The sequence below is a fragment of the Paenibacillus sp. FSL R7-0204 genome (genome assembly GCF_038002225.1).
In the GTDB taxonomy this organism is placed as follows: Bacteria; Bacillota; Bacilli; order Paenibacillales; family Paenibacillaceae; genus Paenibacillus_AQ.
In genome coordinates this window covers 3,790,564-3,804,636 of record NZ_JBBOCA010000001.1, presented here as the reverse complement: position 1 = coordinate 3,804,636, position 14,073 = coordinate 3,790,564, and the positions used below count along the sequence as shown (strand labels likewise).

The following is a 14,073-nucleotide window of genomic DNA, read 5'->3' as shown; positions in this document are numbered from 1 at the left end:
GATGTAGCATGTCTCAAAGTTATGATAGACGTAAGAGTAGGTTAGACGGTAGATAAGATTGATGTCGTACACTGGACTGGAAAGATATCGTTCTAACAAAGGAGTACAGGGAAATGACTAGAGTATATTCGAAAAGCTGGAAGCTGCTTGCCGCAGCGCTTGGCATGTGTGTGATGTTGTCTGCGTGCGGCACTTCGGAATCATCTGAACCACAAGAGCAATTACTGGTAGAACAGACAGCCGAGGAGGGCACAATGATTACACCTGACAATTTCATGGATACCTTAATGAATGGATCGAAGGAGGATATCTACAATCAGATGAGTCCGGAGCTACAGGGAATCATATCGCTGGACGAATTCAAGACGACTGCCGATAGCTTTATGGAAGGCGTTGCTTCATGGGAGAAGGTTGCGGAGTTTAAAATGAACCATCTGGTTGAAAGCTCATGGAAGGATCAGACGGGGACCAAGGGGATTCAAGCCTCTTTTGCCGAGGATCACCAGATTGCGGGGCTGCTTATTCAACCGCTTGAGAGGCATGAAGCAACGGACAAGGCATTGACCAAGACAGAATTCCAATATCCGCTGAAGGGCGAATGGTTTGTGTTCTGGGGCGGGAACGATGTGTTGTCCAACTATCATTATGCTCATGAAACCCAGCGTTACGCACTCGACATTATCCGCACTCAGAATGATGCAAGCTATCAAGGGGAGGGAAAGGACAACGAGGATTATTATGCTTTTGGTGAACCGCTCTATGCAGCAGCAGACGGCAAGGTGGTTGAAATCAAAAATGACATTCCGGATAATACGCCGGGCGTGATGAACGCTGAAGAACCGGAAGGGAATGTCGTGGTCATTAATCATGGAAATGGGGAGCACAGCATCACAGCTCATCTCAAGAAAGGCAGTGTAGCCGTCAAAAAAGGGGATAACGTCCAGCAGGGCGATCTCATCGGTCATCTTGGTAATTCAGGAAACTCCAGTGAAGCACACCTGCATTTTCAAGTATCAGACGGGCCTGACATCTTCACTTCCCGTTCGGTTCAGATCCGCTGGGCAGATCAGAGTCAGAGCCTGACACGGGGGAATTCTTTTCAGGGACTGCCCGAATAGAGAGTGTAAAAAGTGTTGACTTGCGGCTTACTATAAGTAATATAATATACCTACTTATAGGAAAGGATGATGAAGGAATGTCCCTGTCTCGGCCGAATACCAGAGTTAAAGCGATAGAGCTGCGAATGGGATCTTTTATTGTATATCCAACATTGTTGTGGGATGAACGGAATCTTGTACTTGTAGATACTGGCATTCCCGGGCAATTGGATAAGATTCGTAGGTTACTTGAAGCAGAAGGCTTTGGACTTGATCAGCTAACGCATATCATCATTACGCATCAAGACAGCGATCACATTGGCAGCCTGCCGGAGCTCATTCGGGAAAGGGGAAACGAGTTGACGGTGCTCGCACATGAGGAGACTGTACCCTATTTGACGGGAGCCATTCCGCTTATTAGAGGTACAACTTTTGCACCGTCCGTGCACGTTCATACGGCACTGAAGGATCGGGACATTCTGCCTCTGGCCGGCGGCATTCAAGTCGTCTTTACCCCAGGACACACGCCAGATCATATGTCCCTCTATCATATCCCGACGCAAACGTTAATTGCCGGCGATGCCTTAAATTCGCAAGATGGTAAGCTCCTGTCCTGCGACAAATATTACACGTTGGATCACCCTACTGCGCTGAAGTCGATTGCCAAGCTGCTGGAGCTGGATATTAAAAAAGTGATCACCTATCATGGTAACGAAGCTACTCATCGAATCAAGGAAACTCTCCAGAAAATAGTGAATGCCAGATGAAGTCGCCATTTTGGCGGCTTTTTCAAACAAGGAAATGACCATCTTGATTATAAATTGACGAAGCAAGCTGATTGTGCTAGCATAGCTTTAACTTAAAACGAAAAGGCTATGATGAGAAATAGTAACTATTAAGGATCTCACAGAGAGAAGATGGTTGGTGCGAATCTTCATTGATCTAATAGTGAAGCAGTCTCGGAGCTGTGGACCGAACAGAGGAATCTTAGTAGGCTTCAACGGAGTTCCACCGTTATTCAGGAAACAGTATCGGAGTCATCCCGTACTGATAGAGCGCAGAGCAATCTGAAGTTAGGTGGTAACACGGACATAATCGTTCGCCCTAAGTTGACAAGTAATATGTCAGCTTGGGGCTTTTTTGTTTTAAGCATAAATAATATTTGATGGAGGTATTCCAATGACACCAGATGAATTGAGACAATCCTATGTTGATTTTATGAAAGGAATAGGGGCTAGCCAAGTGCCTTCTTCTAGCTTGTTACCGGAAAATGATCCCTCAACGTTGTTTACAGGGAGCGGCATGCAGCCGATGGTTCCCTATTTATTGGGGGAAAAGCATCCGGTCGGCAATGAGATTGCGAATATCCAGAAGTGCTTAAGGACAGTGGATATTGAGGAAGTAGGAGATACGTCGCATCTGACATTTTTCGAAATGATAGGCCGGTGGGAGTTCAAAGCCAATGAACATAACTATAAGCAAAAGCAAATCGATGCCATTTGGCATTGGCAGATCATCGAATTAGGAATAGATCCGGGCAGGCTGTATATCAGTGTTTTCGCAGGAAGTGATGAACTGAATATACCGAAAGATACAGAAGCCATTGGGCTCTGGTCAGCAAAATTCAAATCCGTCGGGATAGAACCCATCATTGAAGATGATCCTTGGCAATATGGGGCATCTAGAGGCGGGAAAATATTCTTATACGATGAACAAGAAAACTGGTGGAGCCGGGCCGGAAGTCCGCTCCATATGCCGGTTGGTGAACCGGGAGGGCCTGATAGTGAAATGTTCTATGATCTTGAACCGGGCGGTGATTCACTGGACCATCCTGCTTCTGAAAGCGACAGATTCCTGGAAATTGGGAACAACGTATTTATGTGTTACACAAAAGGAGACACAGGATTTGTAAAAATGCAAAATCCCAATCTCGATTATGGAGGCGGATTAGAAAGGGTGGCTACAGCTCTTAACGGGGACAAGGATATTTATAATACGGCTTTCTTCCTTAATCCCAAGAACAAGTTGATGGAGCTAAGCGGGAAGTCCTATGCTGACGATCTAAAGTCCTTTAGAATCATACTGGACCATGTGAGAGCAGCTACTTTTCTCATTAATGATGGTGCAGAGCCGGCAAATAGTGATGCAGGGTATATAACGAGAAGGTTATTACGGAGGGCCATCCGTGCTGGTAAAAAAATAGGGATACAAGGAAGCTTTGTGGGTCAGTTGTCTGAAGTTTATATCGATGAAGCTACAGCTTATGAAGATTTGATCCGCAATAAAAAGAAAATAATTGAAATCGTAAATAAGGAAGAAAGTCTTTTCTATAGAACATTACAGCAGGGAGAATTTGAAATACAGAAACATCTGAAGAATAAGGGTAACGTTACAGGTGCAGATGCCTTTTATTTTTACGAAACCTATGGATTTCCCTTGGAGTTGACGGAAGAGTACCTAAGTGAAAGTGGATATAGCATGGAGGACAAGGCGTCTTATACTGAGGCGGCAAAAAAACATGCTGAAATGAGCAGAACTGCTTCTGCGGGTAAATTTAAAGGTGGCTTATCTGAATATTCCACAGAAACAACCGCGCTGCACACGGTATCTCATTTGCTACTTGCGGGGTTAAGGGAAGTGCTAGGTGATCATGTCCACCAACAAGGAAGTAATATTACTTCCGAACGATTACGGTTTGACTTCAACCACGATGATAAACTTACACCCGAGCAAATAGCTGAGGTGGAGAAGTATGTGAATGATGCAATTTCATCCAAAGCAGTTACCTCTATTGCAGAGCTGCCTAAGCTTGAAGCGAAAGAAAGTAATGTGGAAGGAAACTTTTGGGATAAATATCCGGATATCGTTAAGGTGTATACCATCCAGGATCACGAAGGGAAGGTGTGGAGCCGGGAAGTATGCGGAGGACCACATGTAGAAGATACCACAAACTTAGGAACGTTCCGTATTACAAAAGAACAATCTTCTGCTGCTGGAGTCAGAAGGATTAAAGGAGTCATTGTCGGCAGACCATAACATAGTCCCATAAGAGCTCGCGCCTAGCGCGGGTTTTCTGTTTTAAGGGACCCCTAATAGAAAAAATTCGATTATTTTCACCTTTACCTTGATTAGTATCATTTCATTTGTTATATATGTAATATAACATATAGAAAAGGAGGGTTATTCGTGTTCATTGAGCTTGATCTGCAATCGGAAACCCCCATTTACACTCAACTGGTTGACCAAATCGTTGAAGGGATCGACTCTGGCGAGCTGAAGCCGGGCGATTCGCTTCCGTCGACCCGGAGTCTGGCGGAGGACCTGGGGATCAATCTACATACCGTCAACAAAGCCTATAATTTGCTCAAGCAGGAGGGCTTGCTTCAAGTGAACAGGAAAACGGGCGTTATTGTTCAGCCGGGCGGGATGCCTGGTGTGACAGAGGTGTTCGCGGAGAAGCTCCGGCGGCAGCTGCGGTCTCTTGCTGCTGCAGCTGCGGTACGGGGCATGGCGGAAGAGGTATTCGCACAAGAGAGCAGATCGGTGTACCAGGATATAATCAGGATTCGCGGAGGGGAACAATATTGACACAAGAACCGATGGTTATTATTTTCGGCAGTTATTTGATGATTACAATGATGCTCAGCTTACAGGCCTATCGCGGATTAAGGACCTTTCTGTTCGGCATTGCTCTGCCGGAAGAGGTACTGAATGACCCATCCATCCGTGCCATTCGCCGGAATTACGCTTTGCTTACCAGTGGTTTTGCGGTCGCCATCGGGTGGGCTTGCTTGTTATGGCTGCGCCATCAACCGGCCCGGGGTCTCCTGATTTTGACAACATCCATCTTGCTTTTAATGTTTGCTTCATCCTTCGCAGTTTGGCTCAGCCGGATGTCCGTGCAACGCTTGAAGACTGCCAGAGGTTGGCAGGTTGACGTGGAAACGAAGCGCACTGCAAGTCTCAAACTCAGCCGGACGCATAGTCCGGTGCTACGCACTTGGTGGTATTCGGCAAATGCTGCCGTTATGGCGCTATGCATCTTCTTTGCTATTGCAAGGTGGGATACGATTCCGCAATTGTTGATTCTCGGAAATTTCCACTTCAACAAATCCGTGTGGACCGTGTTCATGCTGAACAGTGTGCAAGCGCTGAATATCACCGTGTTCGTCTGCTGCAATCTGCTGATCAGCCGTGCCAGAACATCGCTGGATCCCCAGGACCGGGAAGGTTCGCTGCAAAAACAGTTGAAGCTCAAGAAAATCCATTCACTCTTAGCTTGGGGAGCCTCACTTCTAATGGTTGTATTCTATGGGGTAGCGCAAGCCATAGCGTTGTACGGCTGGAGGGGCAAATTGCTTTTCCTCTCCGGCATAGCGCTCTGCACATTGCTTTTCGTCGCACTAATCGGCGTAATACTTTACATACGGATCAAGGATATGGATCAGCTAAGAGATGTTCCATCGTTGGAGGAAAGATACTGGAAGTGGCTCGGCCTCTTTTACGTGAATCCTGAAGATCCGGCGTTGATGATTCCTAACAATCACGGTTTCGGCTGGACGATCAATATGGCCAATCCGCGCAGTAAGATCATAGCCACCGCGATTATAGCTGTTCCGATAATCGAAACTATACTAGTTTTTCCTTTATTCAATAAATGAAGAATTATCGTGAAGGGAAAGTTCAAATGATAAGAAACCGTTGGATAAATGTTGCTATGCTATTATTGTGTCTGCTTCCGCTGTTAACCGCCTGCAACGACAAGCCACCTGTGGAACTCACCCTGAAAGCTGCACAGGAGAAAGCAACTCTCCTCACAAATACGTACGACACGAACAGCGTGCAATACGCCTTTATCGATCATGGCCGCATCACCGTATCCGGCCAAGCCGGCAAGAATGATGAGGAGGGACAGAGGCCGCTCACGAAAGACACGATGTACGGAATCGGCTCAACCAGTAAAATGTTTACCACGGTTGCCGTTATGCAACTGGTCGAGCAAGGGAATATCGGTCTCGACACACCGGTAGTCCAGTATGTTCCCGAGTTTACGATGAAGGATGAACGTTACAATCAGATTACACCGCGGATGTTGCTGAATCATTCCTCCGGTTTACAGGGATCCTCGTATACTAACGCCTTTTTATTCAATGATAAAGATACTTACGCCTACGACACACTGCTGGAACAACTAGCCGGTGAGACCTTAAAGGCTGATCCGGGTGCTTATTCAGTGTACTGCAATGACGGCTTTTCACTTGCCCAGATTGTGGTCGAGCGCGTCAGCGGCATGGACTTCACCTCTTATATCCGTCGATATATTACGGAACCTCTAGGTATGGTTAATACGAAGACGCCGCTCGATTCTCCGGACGAAGCGAAGATGGCGGGGCTCTATTATCCCACCTATACAGGACAACTTCCTAACGAGACGGTCAACGTGATCGGAACCGGAGGCATTTATTACACCGCGGAAGATTTGGTTCGTTTCTCACAAGTTTTCACAGGGGAAAAGGAAGAGGTCTTGTCTGGTAAATCGGCTAAGGCCGCAGCGCAAGACGAGTACAAGACGCCACTCTGGCCTGACGATGCGGACAACTCCATCGGATACGGTCTCGGCTGGGACAGCGTCGATCTGTATCCCTTCGGAGAATACGGAATGAAGGCACTGACCAAAGGCGGGGACACGGTTCTCTATCACACATCGCTCGTTGTGCTTCCCGAACAGGACATGGCGGCAGCTGTCGTCTCTTCCGGCGGAAGCAGTACGTACGACCAGCTTCTGGCCAGCGAAATCCTGCTTCAGGCTCTGAAGGAGAAAGGGACCCTTACGGAATTCAAGCCAGAGAAATCTTATGGTGTGCGGGTAAAGGCTGATATGCCGGAGTCCATGTTGCAATATGCGGGAATCTACGGTGCGACTGGTACAACAATGAACATCAAAATATCCACAGGCGGTGTCATGTCCATCACTTCGGAGCAGCCATCGGCTAATCCGAACCGGATGCTCAAATATTCGGCGGACGGCATGTTCCATAGTTCGGATGGAAAAGAGATGATCAGCTTTGTGACGGAGGAGAATGGACGCACTTACGAATGGATTCGAGAATACGCTTCGGTGCCGGGTCTTGGGCAGGTAGCTATATCCATGTACAACGCTGAGAAGCTCAAGCCCCGAGATCTTCCGGCGCAGACCCGGGAAGCATGGATGCAGCGCGACGGCAAGAAATATTATTTACTGAATGAGAAGTATACATCGCTCGGTTATTTGATGTTCCCGCCCACCCAATTGAACCTGTCTAACCAATTGCCGGGGTACGTATTGGATAAGCGAATAACCGGCCCGAATACGGCTGTCTCCGAATTGCAAATTCCGGGATCGAACGGACGGGATCTCTCAAATCTTACGTTTTTTACACAAGACGGCGTTGAGTACTTGAATCATGGTGGATTCGTCTTAGTGAACGAGGACAACTTGAAGCCATTAAACTATGCTAAGAAGTCAACTGTTACGATTCCGCCTAGCGGATACGCCAGGTGGTATACGATAAGCGACAAAGACGAGGGCAAAATGCTTAAGGTGAGCGTATCCTCGAATGGTTCCTTCGCCGTTTATGATGACAAGGGGACATGCCTCTACTTCAGTGTCATCGGCGGCAAGGATCAGACCACGCTGCCTGCGGGAGGAACGATTGTTTTCGCCGGAGATGCTGGCACGAAGTTTGAGGTTTCCACGCAATAATATCGCATAATGGAAAATGGAAGATTTAAAATCCTTATCTGGGTTTCACTCCAATAACGGGCACTTTTTAATCTTTCAAACAATCTTTAAACAGGCCTTACACTTCGCCATGCATCAGTCTGTATAATAGAACTCTCTGAAACCTGCGCAAATTGCAGGTTTTTTTCGGTTGAGAAGAGGGAATGGCAATTTAAGAGCCAACAAATTAATTGACCATAGGATGGAAAAGACTTATTATTGCTATAAAATGGTTTGTAAGGAGTGAAATAGGAGTTGTTGGAACTTGACGGTATGGATGCTGACTCTTTAATAGCTATGCTAAAAGCTTCATTCACCTTAGACAATTTTACAGCAATGATAGATATATCTGACATGCTTATTGAAATGATCGCAGTAATACATGCTACAGCCCCCAAAGGATTTGAGGCCCAGAGGTTAAAGCGTTCTATAGTCTATTACTTTGGGTTTAGTCTTTGTGCGAAGGGCATTGCTCTTCAAAAACTTGGCGATTACAAAAGTGCTCGACAGTGTATAGAAAAGTATTCAGATTTGAGCTGGGTTCAGCTTTTTGACAAAGAGGAATTGGAAGAAATTGAATATTATAAAAATACCGCTAGAGCAAACGCCTTCGTTCTTGACTTACTTGAGGGAAAGAAGGAGGTATTGCCTGAATACGTGAAATTTTTAAAGCTGGGTGCGAGGGAAGAATTGACCACTGGGTTGCTAAATATCTTGGACTCCGCTTTAAGATACAACTACCAGGTGGACTGGGCATTGGAAGAACTGCAGAGTGACGTTGAGAAACCTGATGATACTTCACCTGCTGTAGATGTTAGGTACTACATAGAATATATTCATCTATTATCTATTTATTGGTTTAAACGGAAGAAGTCAGCTATTGCAATAACCCTAACTCTGGAAAATATCGTATTAAGTGGTAGACTATTTGATAGAGCAGGCTTTAGAAAAGCTATTGCTTTTTATGAGCTTGTTAGAGCTGAGGCCAATATTTCACAGCTACAAGAGTATCATGCAATTATGCGAAATATTCTAGAAGGGGAGTTCAATGATGAAAATGATGAAAAAGAAGCTTTTGTTATTGACAACCGTATTGCTGATTAGCTCATTAACAATCTTGACTGCCGCAAGCGCCAAGGAAATCACTACACATCAGATCACAAAAGTGACAACCAATAGCCACGGCATGGGCCACTGATTTGTCTGAAATGAATATTAAGGAAAGACTCTATCGTCAAGTGATAGAGTCTTTTTAATTGGGTCCCCATGCTCAACAGCCAGTAACTTTTTTTAAAAAATCATGCGCGAAATGCAACAATCCCGCCCCCTACAAGCGGCCTATGCTGAAATTCTGCATGAAATGCAACAAATCCAGCGCTAACTGGCTCTCTGCACCCGAATTTGTGCAAATAATGCAACATTGTACCGCAGCCAGCAACAGTTATAGAGAAATCCTGCAAAATGTGCAACAACCAATACTCTCCGCTACCCTGCGGCTGTCTGAGTAATGTCCGCTAAAGAACTTACTCAAGTCGTTGAAATAACAGGGTAAAACCATCCAAAGGCCTTTATCCAGCCACCCCGCCTTCAACGGGTTAATGAAGACCCAAGCTGAAATGTATGATATGCAGCATCAGCAGAACATCATGGAGCAAATGCATCTCAATATGATCATCCGCTGAGCAGCAGATTTGAAGAAATGGACGCCATGGTGATCTTCGATCACGTCTTCATCCCGTGCAACCGTATCTTTTTCTTAGGGAATGAAGAGATTGGAGAGCGGTTGTTCAGCGAAGGGAATTTTCAAAGCTATGCCGGTCATCAGGTGCTTACACGCTACATTGCCAAGACGGAATTTCTTCTCGGCCTGATCTCTAAATTGTCGGATGAACAGAATATCGCCCTCGAAGCGGTTACGATGGAGCGGATATCCCGGATTTTGACCATGCTTGAGAATTTGAAAGCCCTTCGCTTGGCTTCGGAAATGATGGCAGAACCGGATGCCAAGGGCTATTATGTACCGGCCTCAAAGCCGCTGATTGCTGCTACGATGCAGTTTTCCTCTTTTTATCAGGAGATGCTGGGTATGCTCCAGGACATCAGCTCCAGCAGCCTTGTGATGCTTCCTTCCGAGACAGACCTGGGATCTGAAGCCGGCGGCTTTATCCGTCTCTATCTTAAAGGACAGGAATCATCCGCCTGCGACCGGATTTCTCTTTTCCGGCTGACCTGGGAACTGGCTATCGGTCCCTTCGGCGGCAGACAGAAACAGTTTGAGCGCTTTTTCTTCGGAAACACCCGTACGCTTACTTCCCGGATGTATAACGTGTACAGTCTGGACAAATACAAGGCGATGATTGATGAATTTCTGCAGCGCGGGGAAGCCCACTGATTCCAGCGACGTCAGATTGTAAAGAAACCCAGGTCTTTTAAAGACTCTGGGTTTCTTTTGTATTCTGATAGAATCTACTGCTTAAGGGTGGTCAGCATACTCTGAATATGGCTTTCCATTAGCTGCCGTGCTGTTTCGCTTTGCCGTTCCTCGATGGCAATGGCGATCAGAACATGGTAATTGGAAGCCTTGGTCCGCATATTGGGCAGCGTATTGGTCTGCTTGCGTCCTTCGGCCAGCAAGGGAAGAATCGAATGGAGCATCCGCGCCACCACCGGATTGGCTGCCCCTTCGGCGATTAACTGATGAAAGGCGAGGTCGGTCTCGAAGAAGGAGCCGCCTTCCTCCATTTGCTGCACCATACGATCTGCCAGTACCCGCAGCCGGCGGATCTGATCCTCATCGGCCCGCTTCGCGGCTAAAGCAGCAAGTTCCGGCTCAATGAGCAGTCTGGCTTCCAGCAGATCCACGATCGATACGTTATCTAATTCCTCTAAGCCAGCCGCCGGATCATCCAGCAGCAGCGGATCATTCCGCACATACATCCCGCGCCCGTGCTCAATGCTGACATTCCCCTGACTCTCTAATATCCGCAGCGCCTCACGTACTGTAGTGACACTAACAGAGAAATCAACAGCCAGCTGCTGAAGAGTAGGGAGCCGGTCTCCCGGAGCCCATTCCCCACCTATAATTTTCTGCTTCATAAGCTCTATTGTAGCTTGAAACGCGGTTTGTTTATTCTGTTTCATAATTAGCCGTCCCTTTGACTTGGAATACATTCATTCTAGCATATGAGCTTCGTGACAATAAACAGATACGTCTGACCATTGATTTAGTATTGACTGGCGAAGAGCAAGATAATATGATCATACCGTAAAGATCATATCTATAACGAAAATTCATGTCAAAGATACGATCTTTACGAGGAGACTCAATTAGTGAAACAGCAGAAGGAGGAGGGGCAATGGAGGTCGTAACCTTTGGGGAAACCATGGTACTACTGGCACCGGACCGGATGGTTCCCCTGGAGTATGTGAATGGTTTTCACAAGCATGTTGCCGGAGCCGAGACCAATGTGGCCATTGGGCTTGCCCGGATGGGGCATACCGTCGGCTGGTTCAGCAAGCTCGGAAATGATCCGTTTGGCCGGTATATCAGGCAGTTCGTCAGAGGACATGGCGTTGATACTTCCGAAGTCAGGGTTACAGATGAAGCGCCGACGGGAGTGTTCTTCAAAGAACAAATATCCCCGGAGCAAATACAGGTGTACTACTACCGCAAACAATCGGCGGCCAGCCTGATGCAGGCGGAGGAGCTAAATGAGACATATGTGGGAGGTGCGCGCATCCTGCATGTTACGGGTATTACGCCGGCGCTTAGCCCGGAGTGCAGGAGATTAACCTTTAGCGCCCTCGAAGCGGCCAAAAAACACGGTACGACCATTGTGTTCGATCCTAATATCCGCTGGAAGCTGTGGAACAGGGAAGTGGCCTATCGTGTTCTTAACGAAATCGCGGCTCTGGCCGACTACATGCTCCCCGGTATGGAGGAGGGGCAGTTCCTGACAGGATGCTGTGACCCTGTAGAGATCGCAGACCGGTTGCTGAAAGCGGGGGCCGGGGCTGCCGTAATCAAGCTCGGCGCAGACGGTGCTTATTACAGTAACGGACGAATCTCTGGAACTGAGTCCGGGTTTCCCGTGAAGAGACTCATTGATCCGATGGGTGCCGGTGACGGTTTTGCCGCAGGCTTTATAAGCGGTTTGCTCCAGGGAGAGGAGCTGCCTTCTGCTGTGCGGCGCGGCAATGCTGTCGGTTCCATTGTTGTCGGGGTAAGCGGCGACGTTGAAGGTCTCCCGGCCCGGCAGGATGTGGAACTTCTCTTGGCCGGGGGAACCGGCATGGAGGATATTATCCGGTAAGTGAGGGCATTCCCGAGGAGGAGGAAGGACATGGACAAAGATAGACAGATTGAGCAGCTGATAACCTCCGGGCTGGTCGCCGTTATCCGCAGACCAGCACCTGAACGGGTGGAGCACATTGCTGCGGCACTGGCAGACGGCGGGGTCGGAGCGCTGGAGATTACAGCCGATACCCCGGAAGTATATAGGCTGATCGCGGACATGAAGGCGAAATACGGAGATAGCCTGCTAGTGGGGGCGGGGACTGTATTTAAGCTGGCGCAGGCCGAGCAGGCAATCGCGGCAGGAGCCGATTTTATTTTCTCCCCCAATCTGAATGAGGCGATTGTAGAACTGACCTTACAGCACGGGCGAATCTCGATTCCAGGTGTAATGACACCGACCGAAGTGGTCAGAGGACATGAAGCGGGTGCAGACCTGCTTAAGGTATTCCCGGGCGGTTCACTCGGTGCCTCCTACATTAAGGAACTGCAGGGGCCCCTTGGCCACATCCGGATGATGCCGACAGGAGGCGTGACCCTTGCGAATGTCGGAGCCTTCATTACCGCTGGTGCAGTTGCCGTCGGTCTTGGAAGCGCTCTCGTTGAACGGGAAGCGGTGGAGCAGGGCGACTATGGGAAGATCACAGAGATGGCCCGCCATTTCGCCGTGGAAGTCCGCAAGGCCAGAATGAACAACAGCAAAGGAGCAAAAAAACTATGAAAATCAACGGATTTGAGACCTTTATCGTTCCTCCCCGCTGGCTGTTTCTGAAGATTGAAACCGATGAAGGGATATCCGGCTGGGGGGAGCCAGTGGTCGAAGGCAAGGCACATACGGTGCAGACCGCGGTAGAAGAGCTGATGGACTATTTGATTGGGCAGGACCCCCAGCGGATTGAAGATCTATGGCAGCTCATGTACCGGGGAGGATTCTATCGTGGCGGGGCTATTCTGATGAGTGCGATAGCGGGGATCGATCAGGCGTTATGGGATATTAAAGGGAAAATCTACAATGCGCCTGTGTACCAGCTGCTGGGCGGCGCTTGCCGCAATTCCATGCGGGTGTACTCCTGGGTAGGCGGAGACCGCCCCATCGATGTTGTCAAGGCGGCACTGGAGAAGAAGGCTGCCGGGTTCACGGCGATTAAGATGAATGCCTCGGAAGAGATGCAGTTCATTGATACCCATGACAAGATTTATTCTATCGTCGAGCGGGTCGCCGCCATTAGGGAGGCCTGCGGACCAGAGTTCGGAATTGCTGTTGATTTTCACGGACGGCTTCACAAACCGATGGCACGCGGACTGGCCAGAGAGCTGGACCCCTACCGCCTGATGTTCATAGAAGAACCGGTGCTGCCGGAGAACAACGAAGTTCTGCGGGAGATCGCACATCATACCAGCACTCCGATCGCCACGGGTGAGCGCATGTACTCACGCTGGGAATTCAAAAATCTGCTGAAGGGCGGGGTGGTTGACATTATTCAGCCCGACTTGTCCCATGCAGGAGGGATCACGGAATGCAAGAAAATCTTCGCCATGGCCGAGGCATTCGACGTCGCAGTCGCGCCACACTGCCCGCTTGGGCCGATTGCTCTGGCCGCCTGTCTTCAGGTGGATGCAACGTCTTACAATGCAGTCATTCAAGAACAAAGCCTGGGCATCCATTATAATCAAGGCAATGACCTGCTGGATTATATCACCGACCCGGCCGTCTTTGCCTACAGCGACGGTCATGTCCATATTCCTTCCGGACCGGGCCTTGGCATTACAGTGAATGAGGAGTATGTGCGGAAGATGGCGGAGGACGGCCACCGCTGGAGAAATCCGGTATGGCGGCACCGCGACGGCAGCATTGCTGAGTGGTAAGGTTAAGCATTTATAGTCCCATTGAAGCCGCTAATTTAGCGGCTTTTTATTTTAGA

12 protein-coding genes, 1 pseudogene and 1 other annotated feature are annotated in these 14,073 nt (G+C 48.4%); of the genes and pseudogenes, 12 read left to right on the top strand and 1 reads right to left on the bottom strand.

From position 1 onward, the window contains the following. Nucleotides 1-113: 113 nt before the first annotated feature. The 9 genes and pseudogenes from MKX42_RS16965 (at nucleotide 114) to MKX42_RS16925 (ending at nucleotide 10,249) form a co-directional block, all read left to right on the top strand. On the top strand, nucleotides 114-1,118 hold the full coding sequence (locus MKX42_RS16965; RefSeq protein WP_340753510.1) for a M23 family metallopeptidase: 1,005 nt from the start codon (nucleotides 114-116) through the stop codon (nucleotides 1,116-1,118). A gap of 77 nt (nucleotides 1,119-1,195) precedes the next feature. Next, nucleotides 1,196-1,864 carry an MBL fold metallo-hydrolase gene (locus MKX42_RS16960; RefSeq protein WP_340753509.1) on the top strand — a complete coding sequence of 223 codons (669 nt, stop codon included), beginning with the start codon at nucleotides 1,196-1,198 and terminating at the stop codon, nucleotides 1,862-1,864. A gap of 99 nt (nucleotides 1,865-1,963) precedes the next feature. Beyond that, nucleotides 1,964-2,207: a binding site (T-box leader), on the top strand. A gap of 69 nt (nucleotides 2,208-2,276) precedes the next feature. Next, nucleotides 2,277-4,133, top strand: coding sequence for an alanine--tRNA ligase (locus tag MKX42_RS16955; RefSeq protein ID WP_340753508.1), 1,857 nt, complete (start codon nucleotides 2,277-2,279; stop codon nucleotides 4,131-4,133). A gap of 150 nt (nucleotides 4,134-4,283) precedes the next feature. Then, the gene (locus tag MKX42_RS16950) at nucleotides 4,284-4,685 is read left to right on the top strand and encodes a GntR family transcriptional regulator (protein ID WP_340753507.1); all 402 of its coding nucleotides are present in this window, start codon (nucleotides 4,284-4,286) and stop codon (nucleotides 4,683-4,685) included. Continuing rightward, nucleotides 4,682-5,758: a DUF5808 domain-containing protein gene (locus tag MKX42_RS16945; protein ID WP_340753506.1), complete on the top strand. Its 1,077-nt coding sequence runs from the start codon at nucleotides 4,682-4,684 to the stop codon at nucleotides 5,756-5,758. Before MKX42_RS16950 ends, MKX42_RS16945 begins: the two co-directional genes overlap by 4 nt. A gap of 56 nt (nucleotides 5,759-5,814) precedes the next feature. After that, nucleotides 5,815-7,839, top strand: a complete 2,025-nt coding sequence (locus MKX42_RS16940; RefSeq protein WP_340753505.1) for a serine hydrolase domain-containing protein — start codon at nucleotides 5,815-5,817, stop codon at nucleotides 7,837-7,839. A 273-nt stretch (nucleotides 7,840-8,112) separates the two neighbouring features. Then, entirely contained in the window at nucleotides 8,113-8,961 is an 849-nt protein-coding gene (locus tag MKX42_RS16935; RefSeq protein WP_340753504.1) for a hypothetical protein, read from the top strand. Between the two features lie 562 nt (nucleotides 8,962-9,523). Further along, nucleotides 9,524-9,598: pseudogene (locus tag MKX42_RS16930) on the top strand (4-hydroxyphenylacetate 3-hydroxylase N-terminal domain-containing protein); the annotation flags it as partial. 42 nt (nucleotides 9,599-9,640) lie between these two features. Continuing rightward, on the top strand, nucleotides 9,641-10,249 hold the full coding sequence (locus tag MKX42_RS16925; protein WP_340757706.1) for a 4-hydroxyphenylacetate 3-hydroxylase C-terminal domain-containing protein: 609 nt from the start codon (nucleotides 9,641-9,643) through the stop codon (nucleotides 10,247-10,249). A 74-nt stretch (nucleotides 10,250-10,323) separates the two neighbouring features. Here MKX42_RS16925 and MKX42_RS16920 read toward each other — a convergent pair whose 3' ends face one another. Continuing rightward, entirely contained in the window at nucleotides 10,324-10,998 is a 675-nt protein-coding gene (locus MKX42_RS16920) for a FadR/GntR family transcriptional regulator (protein ID WP_340753503.1), read from the bottom strand. A gap of 215 nt (nucleotides 10,999-11,213) precedes the next feature. Between MKX42_RS16920 and MKX42_RS16915 the strand changes: the two genes are divergently transcribed. Genes MKX42_RS16915 through dgoD form a run of 3 tightly spaced genes read left to right on the top strand, consistent with a single transcriptional unit; the run spans nucleotide 11,214 to nucleotide 14,017 of the window. Beyond that, entirely contained in the window at nucleotides 11,214-12,170 is a 957-nt protein-coding gene (locus MKX42_RS16915) for a sugar kinase (protein WP_340753502.1), read from the top strand. 30 nt (nucleotides 12,171-12,200) lie between these two features. Further along, nucleotides 12,201-12,872, top strand: coding sequence for a bifunctional 4-hydroxy-2-oxoglutarate aldolase/2-dehydro-3-deoxy-phosphogluconate aldolase (locus MKX42_RS16910; RefSeq protein ID WP_340753501.1), 672 nt, complete (start codon nucleotides 12,201-12,203; stop codon nucleotides 12,870-12,872). Next, nucleotides 12,869-14,017 (top strand): galactonate dehydratase, encoded by a 1,149-nt coding sequence (dgoD, locus tag MKX42_RS16905; protein WP_340753500.1) that lies wholly within the window; start codon nucleotides 12,869-12,871, stop codon nucleotides 14,015-14,017. Before MKX42_RS16910 ends, dgoD begins: the two co-directional genes overlap by 4 nt. The last annotated feature ends 56 nt before the right edge of the window (nucleotides 14,018-14,073 follow it).

Bases quoted from the DNA above. Each gene is read 5' to 3' on its own strand.
- MKX42_RS16910 (WP_340753501.1), top strand. From the start codon at position 12,201: ATGGACAAAGATAGACAGATTGAGCAGCTGATAACCTCCGGGCTGGTC.
- MKX42_RS16955 (WP_340753508.1), top strand. From the start codon at position 2,277: ATGACACCAGATGAATTGAGACAATCCTATGTTGATTTTATGAAAGGA.
- MKX42_RS16915 (WP_340753502.1), top strand. From the start codon at position 11,214: ATGGAGGTCGTAACCTTTGGGGAAACCATGGTACTACTGGCACCGGAC.
- MKX42_RS16965 (WP_340753510.1), top strand. From the start codon at position 114: ATGACTAGAGTATATTCGAAAAGCTGGAAGCTGCTTGCCGCAGCGCTT.
- MKX42_RS16960 (WP_340753509.1), top strand. From the start codon at position 1,196: ATGTCCCTGTCTCGGCCGAATACCAGAGTTAAAGCGATAGAGCTGCGA.
- dgoD (WP_340753500.1), top strand. From the start codon at position 12,869: ATGAAAATCAACGGATTTGAGACCTTTATCGTTCCTCCCCGCTGGCTG.
- MKX42_RS16920 (WP_340753503.1), bottom strand. From the start codon at position 10,998: ATGAAACAGAATAAACAAACCGCGTTTCAAGCTACAATAGAGCTTATG.
- MKX42_RS16940 (WP_340753505.1), top strand. From the start codon at position 5,815: ATGCTATTATTGTGTCTGCTTCCGCTGTTAACCGCCTGCAACGACAAG.